The sequence below is a fragment of the Sphingosinicella sp. YJ22 genome, assembly GCF_011320075.1.
Lineage (GTDB): Bacteria > Pseudomonadota > Alphaproteobacteria > Sphingomonadales > Sphingomonadaceae > Allosphingosinicella.
In genome coordinates this window covers 53,464-71,819 of the sequence record NZ_JAANPA010000006.1, presented here as the reverse complement: position 1 = coordinate 71,819, position 18,356 = coordinate 53,464, and the positions used below count along the sequence as shown (strand labels likewise).

The 18,356-nt window shown below is 68.8% G+C and carries 16 protein-coding genes; 7 read left to right on the top strand and 9 right to left on the bottom strand.

Annotated elements, in window-relative coordinates; translation table 11 throughout:
- Positions 1 to 60: 60 nt before the first annotated feature.
- Positions 61 to 441 (top strand): hypothetical protein, encoded by a 381-nt coding sequence (locus tag G7B71_RS03865; RefSeq protein WP_166038045.1) that lies wholly within the window; start codon positions 61 to 63, stop codon positions 439 to 441.
- Here G7B71_RS03865 and G7B71_RS03860 read toward each other — a convergent pair.
- Positions 438 to 1,064: a response regulator gene (locus G7B71_RS03860; RefSeq protein ID WP_166038043.1), complete on the bottom strand. Its 627-nt coding sequence runs from the start codon at positions 1,062 to 1,064 to the stop codon at positions 438 to 440. The two genes, G7B71_RS03865 and G7B71_RS03860, sit on opposite strands and share 4 nt — an antisense overlap.
- Positions 1,051 to 2,937, bottom strand: a complete 1,887-nt coding sequence (locus tag G7B71_RS03855; protein WP_243406087.1) for a PAS domain S-box protein — start codon at positions 2,935 to 2,937, stop codon at positions 1,051 to 1,053. Before G7B71_RS03855 ends, G7B71_RS03860 begins: the two co-directional genes overlap by 14 nt.
- Between G7B71_RS03855 and G7B71_RS03850 the strand changes: the two genes are divergently transcribed.
- Positions 2,917 to 3,498: a GNAT family N-acetyltransferase gene (locus G7B71_RS03850; RefSeq protein ID WP_166038041.1), complete on the top strand. Its 582-nt coding sequence runs from the start codon at positions 2,917 to 2,919 to the stop codon at positions 3,496 to 3,498. The two genes, G7B71_RS03855 and G7B71_RS03850, sit on opposite strands and share 21 nt — an antisense overlap.
- A 3-nt stretch (positions 3,499 to 3,501) precedes the next feature.
- On the opposite strand, the gene G7B71_RS03845 is transcribed toward G7B71_RS03850, so the two are convergent.
- Genes G7B71_RS03845 through G7B71_RS03830 form a run of 4 tightly spaced genes read right to left on the bottom strand, consistent with a single transcriptional unit; the run spans position 3,502 to position 9,376 of the window.
- Positions 3,502 to 4,713, bottom strand: coding sequence for an efflux RND transporter periplasmic adaptor subunit (locus G7B71_RS03845; RefSeq protein WP_166038039.1), 1,212 nt, complete (start codon positions 4,711 to 4,713; stop codon positions 3,502 to 3,504).
- Positions 4,713 to 7,091 carry an FtsX-like permease family protein gene (locus G7B71_RS03840; RefSeq protein ID WP_166038037.1) on the bottom strand — a complete coding sequence of 793 codons (2,379 nt, stop codon included), beginning with the start codon at positions 7,089 to 7,091 and terminating at the stop codon, positions 4,713 to 4,715. Before G7B71_RS03840 ends, G7B71_RS03845 begins: the two co-directional genes overlap by 1 nt.
- Positions 7,088 to 7,837 carry an ABC transporter ATP-binding protein gene (locus G7B71_RS03835; RefSeq protein ID WP_166038035.1) on the bottom strand — a complete coding sequence of 250 codons (750 nt, stop codon included), beginning with the start codon at positions 7,835 to 7,837 and terminating at the stop codon, positions 7,088 to 7,090. The genes G7B71_RS03840 and G7B71_RS03835 overlap by 4 nt, the downstream gene beginning before the upstream one ends.
- Before the next feature lie 9 nt (positions 7,838 to 7,846).
- Positions 7,847 to 9,376 (bottom strand): NAD(P)/FAD-dependent oxidoreductase, encoded by a 1,530-nt coding sequence (locus G7B71_RS03830; RefSeq protein WP_166038033.1) that lies wholly within the window; start codon positions 9,374 to 9,376, stop codon positions 7,847 to 7,849.
- A gap of 246 nt (positions 9,377 to 9,622) precedes the next feature.
- On the opposite strand from G7B71_RS03830, the gene G7B71_RS03825 reads away from it, so the two are divergent.
- The 5 genes from G7B71_RS03825 to G7B71_RS03805 all read left to right on the top strand — a co-directional run bounded on the left by G7B71_RS03825 (position 9,623) and on the right by G7B71_RS03805 (position 14,822).
- Entirely contained in the window at positions 9,623 to 10,549 is a 927-nt protein-coding gene (locus tag G7B71_RS03825; RefSeq protein WP_166038030.1) for a L,D-transpeptidase family protein, read from the top strand.
- Positions 10,507 to 11,844 (top strand): DUF4010 domain-containing protein, encoded by a 1,338-nt coding sequence (locus G7B71_RS03820; RefSeq protein WP_243406089.1) that lies wholly within the window; start codon positions 10,507 to 10,509, stop codon positions 11,842 to 11,844. Before G7B71_RS03825 ends, G7B71_RS03820 begins: the two co-directional genes overlap by 43 nt.
- A 644-nt stretch (positions 11,845 to 12,488) precedes the next feature.
- Positions 12,489 to 13,571: a sulfotransferase gene (locus G7B71_RS03815; protein ID WP_166038028.1), complete on the top strand. Its 1,083-nt coding sequence runs from the start codon at positions 12,489 to 12,491 to the stop codon at positions 13,569 to 13,571.
- A gap of 49 nt (positions 13,572 to 13,620) precedes the next feature.
- Entirely contained in the window at positions 13,621 to 14,097 is a 477-nt protein-coding gene (locus G7B71_RS03810; protein WP_166038026.1) for a sterol desaturase family protein, read from the top strand.
- Positions 14,094 to 14,822 carry a fatty acid desaturase gene (locus G7B71_RS03805; protein ID WP_166038024.1) on the top strand — a complete coding sequence of 243 codons (729 nt, stop codon included), beginning with the start codon at positions 14,094 to 14,096 and terminating at the stop codon, positions 14,820 to 14,822. Before G7B71_RS03810 ends, G7B71_RS03805 begins: the two co-directional genes overlap by 4 nt.
- Here G7B71_RS03805 and G7B71_RS03800 read toward each other — a convergent pair.
- Genes G7B71_RS03800 through crtY form a run of 3 tightly spaced genes read right to left on the bottom strand, consistent with a single transcriptional unit; the run spans position 14,753 to position 18,350 of the window.
- Entirely contained in the window at positions 14,753 to 15,730 is a 978-nt protein-coding gene (locus G7B71_RS03800) for a phytoene/squalene synthase family protein (RefSeq protein ID WP_166038022.1), read from the bottom strand. The genes G7B71_RS03805 and G7B71_RS03800 overlap by 70 nt on opposite strands.
- Positions 15,730 to 17,208 (bottom strand): phytoene desaturase, encoded by a 1,479-nt coding sequence (locus G7B71_RS03795; protein WP_166038020.1) that lies wholly within the window; start codon positions 17,206 to 17,208, stop codon positions 15,730 to 15,732. The genes G7B71_RS03800 and G7B71_RS03795 overlap by 1 nt, the downstream gene beginning before the upstream one ends.
- Positions 17,205 to 18,350: a lycopene beta-cyclase CrtY gene (gene crtY, locus G7B71_RS03790; RefSeq protein WP_166038018.1), complete on the bottom strand. Its 1,146-nt coding sequence runs from the start codon at positions 18,348 to 18,350 to the stop codon at positions 17,205 to 17,207. Before crtY ends, G7B71_RS03795 begins: the two co-directional genes overlap by 4 nt.
- Between the last annotated feature and the right edge of the window lie 6 nt (positions 18,351 to 18,356).

The window sequence follows — 18,356 nt, the reverse complement described above, 5'->3', positions numbered from 1 at the left end:
GGCCGCCGATCCGTAGAGACACGTATGGCCGGCTCGGGCGGCGGCGCGCATTGATCGCGCATGACCTGGTATTCAATCCGCCTCGAACTCGCCCGCACGCCGGAATTCCCGCTCGGGTCCCCTAGCCGCTACTACCTGCTGAGGTTACCGCTCGACGACGCCGGGCTCATCGACGAGGCGGCGCTCGACGAGGATCCCGGACGCAACACCGTCCGGCGGTTCTGGCCGAACGAGGCCGATCTGGTGGGACATCTCATTCCGACCCGTCTCGGCTGGGCTTTCTCCTACCGTATCGGCGAGGACGACGACGAGACGATCTACCACCTCGAGACGCACCCGCTGCGGGCCGGCGAGTACATCACGCTCACCGAGCCAGACGGAGAGCGGCTGCCGTTCAAGGTCGCCGCGGTGACCCGCCTGAACGGCGCCGCGACGCGCTAGTCCTCGCCATTCCCGAGGCCCGCCTGAAACGCGATTCGCAATGCGTCCGAGAGGCTCGGCACGCCGAGCTTGCTCATCAAATTTGCGCGATGGATCTCGACCGTTCGCGGGCTGATGTCGAGATCGTAGGCAATCGTCTTGTTCGGGTGGCCGCGGACGAGCCCCTGGAGCACGTCCATCTCGCGCGGGGTAAGGGAGTTGAGCCGGACGCGCGCCTCGTCCCCCCGCAAACGGCCGCGGTCCGAACGCTCCAGACGCGCAAAGCCGTCGTCGATCGCCTCAAGCAGGGCCGCCTTTTCGAATGGCTTCTCGATGAAGTCGACGGCGCCCTCCTTCATCGCCTTCACGGCCACGCTGACGTCACCATGACCGGTCATGACGATGATCGGGTGATCGTCGCCCCGCTCGCACAGCGCCTTCTGTACCTCGAGCCCGTCCATGCCGGGCATCCGGACGTCGAGGAGGACGCAGCCGGGAGCGAGCTCGCGCTCCTTGAGGAACTCCAGCCCGGTCGCGAAGCTCTTAACGGTGAATCCCGAGGTCTTCAGCATGAAGCCCGCGGAACGGCGGATCGCCTCGTCGTCGTCGACCAGGTACACGATACGCCCGTCAGCGCTCGTCATCTTTGTCTCCTGCGTCCATCAGCGTGAAGTGAAAGGCGGTTCCGCCAAGTCGCGACGGTTCCGCCCAGATTCGCCCGCCATGTCCCGTCACGATCGCATGGGAAATCGACAGGCCCAGCCCCATGCCTTCCGACTTGGTGCTGACGAACGGCTGGAACAGGTGCTCGCCGACCTCGGGCGGAAGGCCTGGGCCGCTGTCAGCGATGACGACCTCGATCATTCCCACGTCGGCGCGGCGCGAACTGATCTCCAGGCGGCGAGTCGGGCATCCATTCATCGCCTGAACCGCGTTGCGGATGAGGTTGAGCAGGACCTGCTGGACCTGGATTCGATCGACCAGCACGTCGTCGACCCCGCGGCCAAGCTTGACGTCCACCTCGATGCCGCGGTCGCCGGCACCGACAAGTGCCAGCGCACTGGCTTCGCTGATCAGCCTGCTGAGGCTCTCGACCCGCTTGTCGCTCTCTCCGCGCGATATGAAGTCGCGCAGGCGCCGGACAATCTGGCCGGCCCGAAGGGACTGGGCCGCGCACTCGGCCAGGGCTTCCCGAACGGTCTCGACCGCCTCCGCATCCGGCCCGTTGTCGAGCAGGTCCCGCGACGTCTCGACATAATTGGCGATGGCGGTCAGCGGCTGGTTGAGCTCATGCGCCAGCGACGTCGCAAGCGTGCCCATGGCGGTCACGCGCGAGACATGGGCCAGTTCCGATTGCAGGTTGTGGAGCCTCAGCTCCGCCTGCTGCCGCTCGGTCAAGTCCTGGATGAAGCCAGTGAATAACCGCTCGTCGCCCACCTTCGTCTCGCCGACATGAAGGTCGATCGGGAAGGTCGATCCGTCACGGCGCCTAGCGGTGGTCACCCGCCCCACGCCGATGATTCGTCGTTCTCCCGTCCGGGCGTAGCGCGCAAGATAGCCGTCGTGCCGTTCGCGATCGGGCGATGGCATCAGCGCGCTGATGTTCTCACCCAGCAGCTCGTCCTCGGAATATCCGAACATGTCCTCCGCGGCGGCGCTGAATGACCGGATCCGCCCTCGTTCGTCGATCACGATCATCGCGTCCGGGACAGTCTCGAGGATCGAGCGGAGATGCCGCTCGCGGCGCTCCAGCTCGCGGGTGGCAATCTCGAAGTTCCTGCTTGCCTCCTCGGCGCTCTCGCGCCGACTGCTTTCGCTCAGCCTCGTCCGCACCAGGCGATCGGCGAGCAGGACGATGCCGCCCGACACCACCGCGAAGGCGATCAGGTGCGCCACGTCGGCTCGGCTGAACAAGCCATCGTCCGAGAAATGCAGCGCGCCGAACAGGAGCGCGAGGCTCGCCGCCACCATCGCCGCCGCGCGGCCGCAATAGAGCGCGCATCCGAGAACCGGCAGCGTGAACAGCAGGAGCGGCGCCCGCTCGCCGAGCCAGGGTTCGGCCACGGCCTGGAATGCGACGGTGACAGCAACAGTCCCGACAGCGGCGGCGATCCGCACCACCGATGCGCGCCACGCCGGCGGTCCGAACGGCTCCGCCGCTCCTCCGATCGCTGAACCGAGATCCCGTTCCGCTGCCATCGCCGACCCGGGGGGCAGGCTATCACGGGGCCACCGCAGGCGACACTCCAAATTCCGGCGCGGAGCGGGGTGTTGCCGGTGGGTGACGTCGACGCCGTGGGCCACGACCCTTCCGGATAGGGGCATTTGCGTATCGCCGATCCGGATCCCCCAGGTCATGGTCCCGGCAAGCAGGACAATCTGCGTCGGCCACCCGGCGCCAGAAACGTCACGTTCGATGGCGTGGCTGCCGGCGGGGCGCCCGGCCGACCTGGGGAGGCCGGCCGGGCGCTCCGAGCAAGCGCGAGAGGAAAGAGCATGCCCGACGATACGAGCCATCACGAACTGACACAGGAATTCGCCACGCCGCTCTACGCGCAGGCGGTCGAGGTCGATTGGACCCGCGACGTCGACACCAACACCAGTTTTGCGATCCACATCCGCCCCGCCCGGCCCGGCGACGAGGACGCCCTGGCCGAGCTCTTCGCGAAGCTGGGCCCCGACGACCTTCGCCATCGCTTCCTGACCGCCGTGCGCAACGTCAGCGAGGGCGTGCTGAAAGCGATGGTGCGGAACGACAACCCGCACGCGGTCAGCTTCCTCGCCTTCGAGCGATTCACCGGCGAGTTGATCGCCGCCGCTCAACTCGTCGCCAAAAGCGACTATTCGTCCGCGGAATTCGCAGTGGCCACCCGCCCGGACCGCAAGGCCCATGGCGTGAGCTGGGCGCTGCTCGACCACACGGTCCGCTATGCCGAAGCGGCGGGGATCGGCCGGGTCACCTCGCTCGAGACGTCGGACGACGACAAGGCGTTGAAGCTCGAGCGCGAAATGGGCTTCACCGTGCGCGTCTGCCCCGACGACGCGACGCTCATGATCGCCGAGAAGCAGCTGCGGTGATCTTCAATCGCGGCCGCGAACCTCCACGCCTTCCTCCACCCGGTCGCTTGGGTGGAGGATCACGCTCGCGCCTTCGCGGAGACCGTCGAGAAGCTCGGCGACTTCGTCGTTCATATGGCCGATGCGCACGCGGTTGAGCCGCGCCACGCCGTCCTCCCCGACCGCGAACACCGCCCAGTCCTGGCCGCTTCGGAACAGCGCGCTGATCGGCACCCGCAGCACGTTCGGCGCCTGCCAGGTCGATATCCGCACCCGCCCGCGATAGCCGTGGCCCAGCCGCTGCCAGGCCTGGTAGGGCTCGGCGAAGTCGATGATCACGTTGACCCTCTGCTCTTCGACGCCCAGCGCTGAGATCTTGAGAAAGCCGTAGGGCTCGACCCGCCGGACTCGCCCCTGGAGCGGCCGTTCGCCGCCCCATTCCTCGATCCGGACCGGAGCGCCCTCTCGGACCCGCACGGCGTCGCTCGAAAGAAGGTCGGTGACCATCTCCAGTCGCGCCGGATCGCCGATCTCGACCAGCGGCGTGCCGGCGACGACCACCCGCTCGCTCTCCTGCGGCACCCGCATGACATAGCCACCGACCGGCGCCGTCACGGCCACGGCGCCGCGACCGCTCCGACCGCTGCTCGCGGTGATGAGGGTGGCGCGGGCTGCCGACAGGTCCTGTCGAGCCCGCTGAACCGCTTCGCCCGCCTGCGTGGCAGTCGCCCGCGTGCGGTCGCGAGTGGCGCGGGCGCGATCGAGCTGGGCGCGCGAGACGAAGCCTCGCTGCGCAAGCTCGGTTGTCCGGGCAAGTTCGCGTTCCGCAAGCTCCCGCTCCGCCTGCATCTCCGCCACCCGCGCCTCCGCCCCGGACAGCTGCGCCTGGAGCGCCCGCACATTCGCTTCGGTCTGCGCCAGCGTGCGCGAGTCCAGCGGCCCCGGCTCGGCGGGCTGGATGCGCGCGAGCAGGGTTCGCGCGGGTGTCACCTGGTCTCCCGGCTTGAGCGGCACCCGCAGCAGCTGTCCGCTCACCGGCGCCGAGACGACGTACATGTCGGTCACGCGGGTCTCGCCGAGATCGTCGACGGTGACGGTCATGGGGCCGCGGCTGACGCTGCCGAGCTCCACTTCGAGTGGAGGCGTGCGCAAGGCGAAGTAGATCGCAATTGCCAGCACCAGCAGCACCAGTGCGCCGATCAGCCTCGGGCCGCTGACCCACTTGCCGGACGCCATCATTCTCTCGTCTTCAACGCGCGGATGAGGTCGAGCCGATCCGTGCGGTCCCGGATCAGCAGGGCGGTGACGGCGGCCGCGCCCGAGACGACCAGAACGCCCTCCGCGACCGTCGCCGGGTTGATGGCGAACGGGATGGTATAGAGGCTGGCGTGGCTGTCGGCCGAGGCGCTGTAGGCTTCGGTCAGAAGCCAGGAAAGGCCGATTCCGAGCAGGGCGCCGATCGGAATGGCGAGGAGCACGAGCAAGGCCAGCTCGCCCAGCAGCACGAAGCCGACCTCGCCGCGGCGGAACCCGAGCACCCGTAAAGACGCGAGGTCGCGGGCGCGTTCCGACAGGCTGATCCGGGCGCTGTTGTAGACGACCCCCAGCACGATAAGGGCCGCGAAGCCGGTGTTGAACATCGTGACGATCCCCATATTCTCCCCGATCGTCTGTCGAAGCGACTGCAGCATAGCCGAAAAGATCGTCACGTTCGCGATGCCCGGCGTGACCTTGAGCTCGGCGTACAGCCGCGGAAGCCGGGCATCGTCGACCGACAGATAGGCGCCGGAGATCGTCTCCCCTTCCCGCAGCAGCCGGTTGATCGCTCGCCGGTCCATCGTCACCGACGCGCCGATCGGGGTGTCGACGATCCGCGCCACCGGGATGCTGAGCGTCGGCCGGTCGCCCTCGGTGATTTCGGCCGTGATGCGGTCGCCGGTGGCGACGCCGAGTTGCGACGCGAGCGATGTCGAGACGATCGCGCCGGCCGGCGGCGGATCGACCAGGCGGCCTTCGAGGTCGATCAAGCGCCGGAGGTCGGCGCCGCTGTCGACGCTGGACAGGCCCTCGCGCTCCACCCGCGGCCCTGCCCGCAGCCGCGCTCCCGCCGCCCGGAACGGCTCGACCCGAAGCACGCCGGGAAGCCGCTGCAGCTCGTGCAGCGCGCGCGCGTCGCGCGGCTCGCTGAATGCTACGATAAGGTCGCCGCGCTGGCCTTGGCCGAAGACCAGGTCGATCATCCGCTCGACATTGTCGGTCGCGCTCGCCGAGGCGATGTAGAGTCCGAGAGCGGCGGCGATCCCGGTGACGGCAAGGCTGGTCCGAAGCGGCCTCCGGATGAGGCCGCGAAGGATCATCCTTGTCGGCTCGTCGGGGCCAAGCGACGTCACGAGATTGGCGAGACGTCCGGAAAAATCGGGCGGCACCTGCGGGCGCATGGCCTCGGCGGGGTTGAGACCTGCGGCGCGGCGGACGGCGGCAAAGGCGCCGGCGATGACCGCGGCGAGCGTCACGGCGATGGCGATGAGATAGACGTCGGCGCCCGCTCGAAACTCGAGGAAGGGGAAGACGAAATAGGCCTGGTAGAGCCGGGCCAGCGCCCTCCCGAGCCATGTGCCGACCGCGACTCCGAGGACCAGCCCCCCGACCGACAGCAGCAGCGCAAGCTCCGCATAATGCTGCATGATCGTGCGCCCGCGATAGCCGAACGCCTTCAAGAGCCCGATGACCTCCCGCTCGGTGTCGACGAGACGCGCGAGCACGATGTTCAACAGGAAGGCCGCGACGGCGAGGAAGATCGGCGGGAGCAGCTCGATCGTGACGCGCAGTTGGCTGATCTCGTTGGTGACGAAACGGTCGGAAATCTGCTGGTCGCGCGGGAATGAGCCGTTGCCGCCATAAGGGGCGAGCAGCAGGTCGAGGCGGCGGATCACCTCGCCTTGGTCCGCATCCGGGGCGAGGCGCAGGGTGACCTCGTTGAACGAGTCGGTCAGGTCGAGCGCGGCGGCGAGCGGCTCCCGCCCCATCCACAGCGTTCCGAACCGCCGGTTGTCGGGGAAGATCTGCCCCGGCGCGACGGTGTAGACATATTCCGGCGAGAGCACGGTGCCGACGAGCCTCAGCTCGACGCGGTTGCCGTAGAGCGTGGCGGCGATGCGATCCCCCACCCGCAGGCGCGCCGCGTTCGCGAAGGCTTCGTTGGCGACGACCTCTTGCGAACGGCGCGGATCGGGAAGGCGCCCGCTGCGCACCACCAACCGGTTCAGCGCCGGCTGCCCGTCCGGCGGAAGCGAGTGGATTCGGGCGGAGACCGGCTCCATCACGCCAGGCACGTCGAGGATCGCGCCGGTGCTGATCCGGCTCTCCGCCATCGCCACGCCCGGCAGCATGCGCACGGAAGCCATCAGCGGCTCCGGAGCCCGGCGGAGCGGGGCGAAGACGTCGGCGAAGCGGTAGAGGTCGTAATAAGCCTCGCGAGTCGCCTCGAGCGAGCGGATCATTCCGAACGACATCACGACCATGCCGACGCCGGCGGCGATGACGAGGGCGATGGCTAGCGCCTGGGCGCGCAGCCGCCACAGGTCGCGCAACAGCTTGACGCGGAGAATCGTCACCAGCTGAGCTCCGCCGGGGCCTTGCGCACGGCATTGCGGCGCGTGCCGACGATCTGGCCGTCGCCGAACAGCAGCACCTCGTCCGCCATGTCGGCGATCACGGCGTTGTGGGTGATCACGAAGGTCGTGGTGCCCAGGCGGCGGTTGACCTCATCGATGGCGGCAAGGACCATCCGCCCGGTCTGGCTGTCGAGCGCGCCGGTGGGTTCGTCGCAGAGCAGGACGGCTGGCTGCTTGGCGATCGCCCGAGCGATCGCGACCCGTTGCTGCTCGCCCCCCGACAGCTGCGACGGGAAATGATCGAGCCGCTTCTCAAGCCCGACCAGCGCCAGGGCCTCCGCCGGGTCGAGCGGCTTCTCGGCGATTTCGGTGATCAGCGAGACGTTCTCGCGCGCGGTCAGCGAGGCGATCAGGTTGTAGAACTGGAACACGAAGCCGACGCTTCGGCGCCGATATTCGGTGAGCGCGTCGTCGTCGCAGCCGACCAGGTCGCGGTCGTGGAACCAGGCATGGCCGCCGCTGGCGCGGTCGAGCCCGCCGAGGATGTTGAGAAGGGTCGACTTGCCCGACCCCGAAGGCCCGAGCAGGACGATCATCTCCCCCTCGCGCGCATCGAGGTCGACGCCGCGCAGGGCATGCACCGCGCCCGCGCCGCTGCCATAGACCTTGGTCAGCCCGCGCGTGCGATAGACCGAGCCGCCGCCCGTCGTGGCCGGGCCCCCGTCCGGTTCGGCAATCGTCGCCATATGGCGGCCTCAGGCGAGCGCGGCGAAGGCGGGATGGGGCGATTCCGCATCGCTCGGCCACCGCGCGACGAAGGGCCGTCCCTCTTTCCGGCACAAGGCCTTGACGAGGTTGCGTCCGTCGGCGGCGACGAACGGCACCCCCGGCACGCCCGCCCACTGGCCGACCTGGTAGAAATCGGCGAGCCCGGGCAACGAACGGCCGCGGCGGCGCCCGAGGAACAGCGACGACATGACGCCACTCATGCTGTCCTCATAGCCATGGCCGGCCCCGGTGAAGCGCAGGCTGGTGATCGGGGTGGCCACGTCGGCGACCTCGACCGCATCGAGGAAGCCCGGGAAGCGCCGCTCCAACGCCGCGCCGACGGCTCCCAAGATGCGGTCCTTCGCCGCCTGATAGGCCGCGGCATCGGCCGCCAGCCGCTCCCACCGGTTGAAGCTGGTGCCGAACAGCACCTTGATCACCGTCTTGCCGGGAGGCGCGTAGGACCGGTCATGGTTGAAGATCTGGACGAACAGCCGGTCGCGTACCTCGCGATCGATCTCCGTCGGCGGATCGAGCGGAATGACGATCGCATGGGGCTCGCTCGTGAACGCGGCATCCACGCCGAAGGACAGGTGGACGCCCATCTCCACTCGGTCTTCGGGTCGGCTGTAGAAGAGGCGCTGCTTGTGGCTGGCATAGCGGCCGCCGAGCATGTCGAAGATCGTCGTGCGGCCGTCGGCGTCGGAGACGATGACGTCTGCACGCTCCTCGTCGCCGTCGGCGAGGCGCACCCCGACAGCGCGGTCGCCCTCGACGATGATCGACCGAACGCGGGCGCCGTAGCGGATCGTGCCGCCAAGCTGGGCGAAACGCTTGCCGATCGCCGCGGAGAGAGCAGCGGACCCGCCCTCGACCCAGCCCAGGTCGCCGACCGACAGCCGGCCCAGGAAATAGAGCAGCATCAGCACGCTCTGCTCCGGCCAGTCATAGATGAGGCGGGGAACGGCCGCGCGCAGGAAAGGATGGCTGAAACGCTTCGCCAGGTCGCCGAGCGTCATCGAGCGCCAGCGCAGGGCAAGGGGAAGCATGCGCAGCAAGGCGGCGTAGCGCTTGGCCGGACCGGCGAGAGCGAGACCCATCATGTCGAAGCCGGCGAAGAAGCGGGCGCCCGCGATCAGCCGGTCGATCCGGTCGGCATCCGCCGGCGCCAGCGTCTTCAGACGGGCCGAGAGCCGGTCGAGATCGGCGTAGAGGATGAGCGGCTCGCCCTGGTCTCGCTCGACCGCCACCTGCTCGGTGAAAGCGCCCATGCGGAGCTGGGGCACGACGCCGAGCTCGCGCCACATCCTGTTGAGCGCGCTTCCGAAGTCGGTGCCGCCCAGATTGTGGAGGCAGCCGTCGAAGACATAGTCGCCGCGCCGCCACGACGTGCAGCAGCCGCCGAGGCGCTCGCCCATTTCGAGGATATGGGCGTCATAGCCGTTCATTCGGGCATAGCATCCGGCCGCCAGCCCTCCGACGCCGGCGCCGACGATGATCATGGAGCGCTGAGCCATCGCCTTCTCCCTTTCGGGCAGCCTGCCTCGGCATTGGGCCCTCGTCGCTAAGCAATCCTCCTTAGGTGCCGCGCGCTGTGCGGCCGGTAGGGATTATTCCCTATGCCCTCTTGCAGGCGAAGGCTGCATCAGGGGCCGTGGCTTGCCGGCCCACGACCGCACCCCGATCGGATGCCCGGCAAGCCACGCCGATCCTACGGACTATCCCTGATATTGGACCGCGCGGCTCAACCTCATGGTGCAGGAATGACCAGAACCGTGATCGCCGCGGCGCTGCTCGCGCTGGTGCTTCTCGTGCTCGCCGTCCCGGCCGCCGCCGACCCGCCGTCGCTGGGACGCGGCACCGTGCTGGCGGAAGTCGAGCGATTCCACCCGGGCGACTTCATCTGGGCGCCCGAGCTCGCTTCGGAGGGGCCGGTGCTGGTCGTCATCAACCGGCATACCCAGCGCCTCATCGCCTACCGCAACGGCATCCCGATCGGAATCACCACCGTCTCGACCGGCCGCCGGGGGTTCACGACGCCGACCGGCACCTATCGCGTGCTCCAGCGCCGCGTGGAGCATTATTCCAGCCTCTACAACAACGCGCCGATGCCCTTCATGCAGCGCCTCACCTGGGGCGGCATCGCGCTTCACGGCGGCGCCCTGCCCGGCTTCCCGGCCTCCCACGGCTGCATCAGGCTCCCACACGACTTCGCGCGGCTGCTCTACGGCGTCACCCGCCTCGGCACGCCGGTCGTGATCACGGATCGGACCGCGATGCCCCGCCTCGGCCTGTCGGAGGATCTCGGCGCGACGGAACGCATGCTGGACCGGCATTTGGCCGACGGGCCGGCGATTCGGACGGCCGCAATCTCGCTGGCGGGTCCAGCCACCATCGTGGCGAGCATCGCCGACGGCCGCATTCTCCTGCTTCGCGGGGGAGAGATCGTCGCGTCGGCGCCGATGTCGGCTCCGGCGGTACAGACCCTGACCGCGTTCAGGCTCGGGCCGCGGAGCAGCGAGCCGCAATGGACTCGGGTCCCGCTCACCGGACAGGCGGACGGCGCGGCTCCAACGCGCAACCCGTTCGACCTCGTCTCGGCCGACCCGGCCTTCCGCGCCGCCGTCGAGGCCGGCCTCCCGCCCGGATCGACATTCGTCCTCGTGCCGGATTCGTTGCATACAAGCTGAGTCACGACGACTTTCCCGGGGGAACACCGATCGGCACCTGGTCGCTCGCATGGAGCCTGCTCGTCTCGCTCGGTCTCGGTCTTCTGATCGGGCTCGAGCGGGGCTGGAGCGCGCGCGACCAGCCGGAAGGCAGCCGGGTCGCCGGCCTTCGCACCTTCGGACTGCTCGGGCTTCTCGGCGGCATTGCCGGGGTGATGGTCACCGCCACCGGCCCGATCGTGCCGGCGCTGCTCGTCTCGGGAGCGGTGGCCACGCTGGTGATCGGCTATGCCCGCGAGATCAGGGACGGCGACTGGGTCGGCGCAACCTCGTTGATCGCCGGCCTCGTCACCCTTGGGATCGGCTATCTCGCGACGACTGGGCAGACGGTGATGGCCGCCGCCATTGCAGCCACGGTCGCGCTCATCCTCGCGACCAAGAAGCAGTTGCACGGGCTGCTCGACCGCCTGAGCGAGGCCGACCTCCGGGCGACGATCCGCTTCGTCATCATCGCCGCGGTGATCCTGCCTTTGCTGCCCGACGGCCGCTACGGGCCCTACGACGCCTGGAACCCACGCCAGATCTGGCTGGTCGTCGTCCTGGTCAGCGGCTTCTCGTTCGCAGGCTATGTCGCGGACCGCGCCTTCGGGCGAAGCCGCGGAACTCTGGCCACTGCCGCGATCGGCGGCCTGTACTCGTCAACCGCGGTGACGGCCGCGTTGTCGGCGCGGCTGAGGAGCGGCAGCGGCGGCGACTTCCTCCTCTCCGCCGGCATCGCCGTCGCCTCCACTTTGATGTTCTGCCGAGTCCTTGCGCTCACAGCTGTCCTCGCGCCATCCGCGATGCCAAGCCTCGCCATCCCCGTCGTGCCGGCCGCCCTCGTATCGGCGCTCGCGACCTTGTGGCTTGTTCGGCGCTCGCGCGATGAGGCTATGGCCGAGACCGTCGCCGCCGAAACCCGCAACCCCTTCGACCTGCTGCCGGCCCTGGGCTTCGCGCTCCTCGTCGCCGTCATGGCGGTGGCCGCGCGCTGGGCAGAGCAGCGCTTCGGGGATGCGGGGGTCGCGACGCTCATCGCCATATCGGGCAGTTTCGACGTGGATGCGGCGATCGTGACCGTCGGATCGCTCCGACCGGGCACCCTCGACCCCGAAACGGCGGGACTGGTGATCGCCATTCCCGTCCTGCTGAACACCTTGTTCAAGGCGTTCGTGGTCTTCGGCACGGCGGGCTGGACGAAAGGCAGGCTCGGCATCGCGACGCTGGTCGCGAGCGGCCTCGCCCTGGCGGCTGCCGGCATAGTCACGCTGATCTAGGGCCCGCCACTCGCCGGTAGCGCAGACAACCCGTCAATCGACGCGACGCAAGCGCCAACCACTTGTTCTTACAAGAAAGAGGCTGGTGGAGCTTAGGGGAATCGAACCCCCGACCTCTGCAGTGCGATTGCACGAAAATCTGCAGAAATCACGGAAAACCGCCATTTTCGTTGAGCGGTTTGGGCCTCGGCGGCACTGACCCGAGCCATTTGCGATACCAGTGCGATACCAAGCGCAACACCGGACCGACCGGCCGCAATTGGCCGAGAACTGACCGACTGCTTTCGTCACCTCGAACACAGAAGCTGCCGTTTAGGCCCCGGCGTCTCTTCCCCCGTTGCGTGGCGATGCCTGTTCGTCTTGGCCGCCGAATCACGGACATCGACGAGAAACGGCTACCGGCGCTCGGGGCACGATCCTGCGCGAGGGGTGTTGACCCGCCCATGAGCCCCGAGGCGAAATCTATGGAGCTGCTGCGGAAAGACACCCGGCGGGTCCCACCAGATTCCGACCAACCTTTCAGCCGCTCACACGCCCGCCTCAACGCGATGCTGGACGCCGCTTGGCGCCGCAAATGGCTGCCTCGGCCCGTCTTGGAGCCCGACGCCCTGATCGCCGCCGCCCAGTCTCGCGCGGGACGTGAAGTGCCGGAAGATGACGGTGACTGGCGCGACCGGCTCGACATCCTCACTCGCGACCTGCACGGCGAGGCCGAGCTCACCCCGCTCGGAATGGTCATCGCCTATGGCCAGCTCGTCGCTGCGCTCGCCAATCGCGCCCGAATGCACGAGCTGTGGCAGCGCCACCCGGAGATCCTCGACCAGCAGATCCGCGCCCCGGTCATCGTCCTCGGCCAGATGCGCTCGGGGACCACCCGGATGCAGCGCCTTCTCGCCTGCGACCCGCGCCTCGCCCACACGCGCTTTTTCGAAAGCTGGAACCCGGTGCCGGCCGGGAAGCGCCTGCGCGCCCTCGACGACCGCCGCCTGCGCGGCTGGCTCGCCCTTCGAGCGGCGCGCTGGCTCAACCCACAGTTCGACGTCATCCACCCGACCCGCACCGCCGAGCCCGACGAGGAGATCGGCTTCCACAACATTGCCGTCTTCGGCTCGGCCTACGAGGCACAGTGGCGCGTGCCGGGCTTCGCCGCCGCCTGCGAGACGATGGACACGCGGCCCGTCTATGGCGAGTTCAGGCGCCTCCTCCAGACCATCGCCTGGCTCCGCGGCGAGTCCGGCGGGCGGCCGTGGATCCTCAAGCTCCCCCAGATGACGCAGGACCTCGCCTCGGTCCTCGCCATCTTCCCCGACGCTCGGCTGGTCTGCCTCGATCGCCCTGCACCGGCCCTCGTCGCCTCGTCGGCCTCGCTCGTCCTCAACCAGATGCAGGTCCAGTCGAACGCGGTCGACCCGCACTGGATCGGCCGCGAGTGGCTGCGCAAGGTCGCCCTTCGCCGACGCCGCACCGACGATGCCCGGGCCGGCTTCGGCGGCCCTCAAATCGACGTCTCATTCGACGAGATCGGCGCCGACTGGCGGGCCGCCATGCGCAAGGTCTACCGGATCCTCGACCTCCCCCTCCTGCCCGAAGTCGAGCAGCGAATGGCGCGCTACCTCGCCCGCAAGCGCCACCGCCGGCTCGCGGACCATCATTATTCGCTCGGCCAGTTCGGGCTGACGCAAGCGGAGGTCGAGGCCGCGATCGCCCCTACCCGCTTTGTGCGGTAGCCGCCTCGCGAAGGTGGACGGCCTATTCCCGGCATCCTAGTGCGAGACCATGAGCGAGTCCTGGGCCCTCGGAGTGGCGATCGCCGTCGCGACGGTCGCGGCGATGGAGGCGGTGGCCTATCTCGTCCACCGCTACCTCATGCACGGCTTCGGCTGGGGGTGGCACCGTTCCCACCATGAGCCTCGCGACGGAGCCTTCGAGCGGAACGACCTCTATGCGGTCGTGTTCGCCGTCCTGAGCATCACCCTGTTCGCGCTTGGCGAAGCCTGGCCCCTGCTCTGGTGGGTCGGCGTCGGAATGGCCGGCTACGGGGTCATCTACGCGATCTTCCACGACGGCCTGGTCCACCGCCGCATCCCGCTCCTGCCGGTGCCGCGAAGCGGCTATCTCAAGCATCTCGTCCAGGCGCACCGGCTTCACCATGCGGTCCGCGAGCGCGACGGCGCGGTGTCCTTCGGCTTCCTCTATGCGCCTCCGCTCCCGCGCCTGAAGCAGCAGCTGAAGGGGCGGAGCGCGACTCCTTGAGCCGCGCCCGCCAGACCGCGATCGGCCTCCTCCTCGCAGCGGCGATCATCGCGTCGTGGCTCACTGCGCACATCGCCGCCGTCTTCCTCGTCGAGCTGTCAGGCCCCGGCCTTCTCGCCGCTCCGGCGATCGTCCTTCTGCAATGCTGGCTTAGCGTCGGCCTGTTCATCGTCGCCCATGACTGCATGCACGGCGCGCTCGCGCCGGGCCGGCCGGCGCTGAACCGGGCGGCCGGGAGGCTTGCGCTGCTGCTCTACGCCGGCTTCTCCTTCGACCGGCTGTCACCCAAGCATTTCGACCACCACCGCCATGCCGGGACGGGCACCGACCCCGATTTCGACGCGGATCATCCGGACCGGTTCTGGCCTTGGTACCGGCGCTTCATCCGCCAGTATCTCGGGCTCCGCGAGCTCTGCGTGATCGCGGCGGGCGTGGCCGTCTATCTCCTCCTGCTCGGGGCGAGCCTGGCCAACCTGCTGCTGTTCTGGGCGGTGCCCGCGATCCTGTCGTCGCTTCAGCTCTTCCTGTTCGGGACCTACCTGCCGCACCGCGCCGGCCCTGATCCCTTCGCCGATCGCCACCGCGCGCGCAGCAGCTCCTACGGCAAGGCCCTGTCACTGTTGACCTGCTTCCACTTCGGCTATCATCACGAGCATCACCGCTCGCCGGCGACTCCCTGGTGGCGGCTTCCGGCCGAGCGGACCGGCTCGGCGCGCACCGGATAGGATCGGCCTTCGCCGCCGCCGGTGCGCAAGGTCTCGACGAAGCTCGACAGCAGGAAGCGCAGCTTGACCCGCCGCCGGATCACGACGCGCTTGTCCCATGCCGCCGGGCCGAGCGCGGCCACCCGCCGCCCGATCTCGCCATAGATCCGCGCCGCCGCGAGCACCGCCCAGCGCGACCGGAACGGAAGCATCGGCACCCCCTTTCGGGCCTTCAGTTCGTGCTGGTCGGCCAACCGGACGAGCCTCGCCGCGATGACAGCCAGCATGTCCGGATCGTCGGCCGGAAGCCCGGCGGCGGGATCGACGCTATATTCCCGAAGCCACGATGCGGGCACGTAGCAGCGCCCCGCCGCCCGATCCTCCTTGAGGTCGCGGGCGATGTTGGAAAGCTGGAAGGAGATGCCGAGCGCCGAAGCGCTTTCCAGCGTGTCCTCGTCGCGCGGGTCGACCCCCATCACCACCGCCATCATGCATCCGACCGCGCCCGCGACATGGTAGCAATAGGTGACGAGGTCGCGCTCGTCCTGCGGACGCCAGCCCTCGGTGTCGAGCGCGAACCCGGCCAAGTGATCGGTGAGGAAGCGGTGCGGGATGGCGCATTCGTCGAGCACGGCCGCGAGCGCCTGGTAGAAGAATATGTCGGGCGGCGCGCCGGCCAGGGTGTCGCGGGTCAGCGCCTCGATATCCTCCAGCGCCTGCGGACGCTGCTCCGCGCGATGACCGAGATCCTGCCCGTCGCACACGTCGTCGCAATGGCGGCACCAGCTGTAGAGGAGCCAAGCGCGCTCGCGGGTCGTCCGGTCGAACAGCTGGCTGGCGGCGTGGAAGGAGCGCGACCCGTCACGGATGGTTCGGCTGGCGGTGGCGACCAGCTCGGCGCGATCCGGCGGCGGGGCGGCGCTGACCATCAGGCGGCGAGATCGGCCAGCATCAGCCCCGCCGTCGCCTTGGCGCTTCCCACGACCCCGGGAATGCCCGCGCCGGGGTGCGTCCCCGCGCCGACGAAGTAGAGGTTCTCGATCTCGTCGTCGCGGTTGTGGACCCGGAACCACGCGCTCTGGGTGAGGCGCGGCTCGAGGCTGAAAGCGGACCCCAGATGCGAGTTGAGGTCGGTCTCGAAGTCGCTCGGCGTATAGTGGAAGACGGGACCCAGCCGGCCGCGGAGCCCCGGAAGCAGGCGCTCTTCGACGATCTGCAGGATTCGATCGCGGTAGCGCGGCCCTTCGACGTCCCAGTCGAGCGGCGCCTTGCCGAGATGGGGAACGGGCGCGAGCGCGTAGAAGGTCGAATGTCCGTCCGGGGCCATGCCGCTGTCCGACGCCGTCGGGTGATGGATGTAGAGCGACGGGTCGTCCGCGAGCTCGCTGCCGCGATAGATGTCGCTGAGAAGGCCCTGGTAGCGGGGACCGAACAGGATCGTGTGATGCGGCACGTCGGGCCAGGCGCCGGTCGTTCCGAAATGGACGACGAACAGCGATGGCGAGAAGCTCTTGCGGCGAAGCTTGCGCGCGGCGCGCTCGCCCCGCCCGCCGTCGACCATGTCGTAGGTGCGCACCACGTCGGCGTTGGACGCAACGGCATCGAACTGCTTCGACCATCCGCTCTTCGTGCGCACCTGCGTGAGGCGCCGGCCGCTCGTGCCGATCTTGGCGACGGGATCGCCGAGCCGGACGGTGCCGCCGAGACGCTCGAAATGGCGGACCATTCCGGCGACCAGGGCATTGGTGCCGCCCCTGGCGAACCACACGCCGCCGTCGCGCTCCAGCTTGTGGATCAGCGCGTAGATCGCGCTCGTGGTCATCGGGTTTCCGCCGACGAGCAGGCTGTGGAAGGACAGCGCCTGCCTCAGCTTCTCGTTTCGAACGAAGCTCGACACGATCGAATAGACGGAACGCCACGCCTGGTGGCGCGCAAGCTGAGGCGCGGCTCGAAGCATCGACGAGAAGTCGAGGAACGGCACGGCGCCGAGCTTCTCGTAGCCCTCGACATAGACCCCGGCCGAATAGCGCAGAAACTTGCGGTAGCCCTCGACATCGGCGGGATCGAGGGCGGCGATCTGCTCGTCGAGCAGGGCGTCGTCGTCGAGATAGTCGAACTGCGTCCCGTCGGGCCATGACAGGCGGTAGAAGGGCGAGACCGGGATCAGCTCGACGTCCGCAGCCATGTCGGCGCCGGTCAGCGCCCACAGGTCGCGAAGGCAGGCCGGGTCCGTGATCACGGTCGGCCCCGCGTCGAAGACGTGGCCGTCCTTTTCCCAGAAATAGGCCCTCCCGCCGGGCTTGTCCCGTGCCTCGATGATCGTCGTCTCGACCCCCGCCGACTGAAGCCGGATGGCGAGGGCAAGGCCGCCGAACCCGGCCCCGATGACGGCGGCGCTGCGGCTCATGCCGCGCCGCTTCGCATCGCGCCGATCGCGCGCGGGATCGAAACCGGCGGGCGCCCCGACAGGATCCGGATCTTGTCCAGCCTCGACAAGGCGGATGCGTAGAAGCGGCCGACGATCGGGTCCGGAAGCCTGTAGAAATGCTCGAGAACGCGGTAGCGCTCCGGCCCTGAAGCGGCGCGGAACAGCATCCGGTTCAAGAGCCTGAAGAAGCCTCGCTCCTCCCAAAGTGCGATGGCCCGCCGCCGCAACAGGTCGTGAAGGGCGGGCGTCGACAGATCCCGCTGCTTCGTCAGCAACAGCGCGTTGGCCACGGCGTCGGGAAGCGAATAGCCGGTGGTCGGGTGGAAGAAGCCGCCGCGAACCCCCAGGCGCGGCAGCGGCTCGCCATCGGGCCACAGCGATTGCGCGGAGCCGCCGAGCACGACCGGCAGAACCCCCGATTCCTCGCCGACGACCTCGGCTGGAGAACCGGTGACGCTTTCCAGGTAGGCGTCGACCCTCTGCCGGATCGTGGGCGCGTCTAGGACCGGGCTGTCCGAGTAATAAGTGTCCTCGACCATCAGCTCGGTCTCGCCGAACGGCAGGGTGTAGACGAACCGATAACCGTCCTCCTGGGGCACCGTCGCGTCCATGATGACGGGCGTGGAGCGGCCGTGCGGGCGCGACGTCCTGAACGTCCGGCCGACAAATTTCTGCCAGGCAAGGTCCAGTCCGGGAAAGGCGGAGGCGCCTCGCGCGTCGATGATTCCGTCGGCGACGACCCTCTCGCCGCTCTCCAGCCGAATGTAATTCGACGCGAGCTCGATCACCTGGCTTCGGCGGATGCGATCCGGAGGAAGGGTCGCGCGCACCACGCGGTCGAGCTGCTCCGAGCGAATGCTGTTGTAGCCGACCGGGAGACGGCGCTGCCGCATCGGGAACGCGATCTCGTGATCGAGCCAACGCTGCGTGACGAGCGGATGGACCAGCGTTTGGCCGGCCGGGTCGAGATCGCTGTCGAAGAACGACCAGACGTGATTGCCGCCGAGCGTCTCGCCCTGCTCGACGAGGAGGATGTCCACGTCGGTCCGGCGATCGGCAAAGGCGAGGGCCAGGAGCGAGCCCGCCAGACCGCCGCCGACGATGACCAGCGTCTGGCTCATCCGCCC

Coding starts and splice junctions, on each gene's coding strand:
- G7B71_RS03800 (WP_166038022.1), bottom strand. CDS start 15,730: ATGGTCAGCGCCGCCCCGCCGCCGGATCGCGCCGAGCTGGTCGCCACC.
- G7B71_RS03850 (WP_166038041.1), top strand. CDS start 2,917: ATGCCCGACGATACGAGCCATCACGAACTGACACAGGAATTCGCCACG.
- G7B71_RS03855 (WP_243406087.1), bottom strand. CDS start 2,937: ATGGCTCGTATCGTCGGGCATGCTCTTTCCTCTCGCGCTTGCTCGGAG.
- G7B71_RS03830 (WP_166038033.1), bottom strand. CDS start 9,376: ATGGCTCAGCGCTCCATGATCATCGTCGGCGCCGGCGTCGGAGGGCTG.
- G7B71_RS03865 (WP_166038045.1), top strand. CDS start 61: ATGACCTGGTATTCAATCCGCCTCGAACTCGCCCGCACGCCGGAATTC.
- G7B71_RS03825 (WP_166038030.1), top strand. CDS start 9,623: ATGACCAGAACCGTGATCGCCGCGGCGCTGCTCGCGCTGGTGCTTCTC.
- G7B71_RS03845 (WP_166038039.1), bottom strand. CDS start 4,713: ATGGCGTCCGGCAAGTGGGTCAGCGGCCCGAGGCTGATCGGCGCACTG.
- G7B71_RS03835 (WP_166038035.1), bottom strand. CDS start 7,837: ATGGCGACGATTGCCGAACCGGACGGGGGCCCGGCCACGACGGGCGGC.
- G7B71_RS03795 (WP_166038020.1), bottom strand. CDS start 17,208: ATGAGCCGCAGCGCCGCCGTCATCGGGGCCGGGTTCGGCGGCCTTGCC.
- G7B71_RS03860 (WP_166038043.1), bottom strand. CDS start 1,064: ATGACGAGCGCTGACGGGCGTATCGTGTACCTGGTCGACGACGACGAG.
- G7B71_RS03810 (WP_166038026.1), top strand. CDS start 13,621: ATGAGCGAGTCCTGGGCCCTCGGAGTGGCGATCGCCGTCGCGACGGTC.
- crtY (WP_166038018.1), bottom strand. CDS start 18,350: ATGAGCCAGACGCTGGTCATCGTCGGCGGCGGTCTGGCGGGCTCGCTC.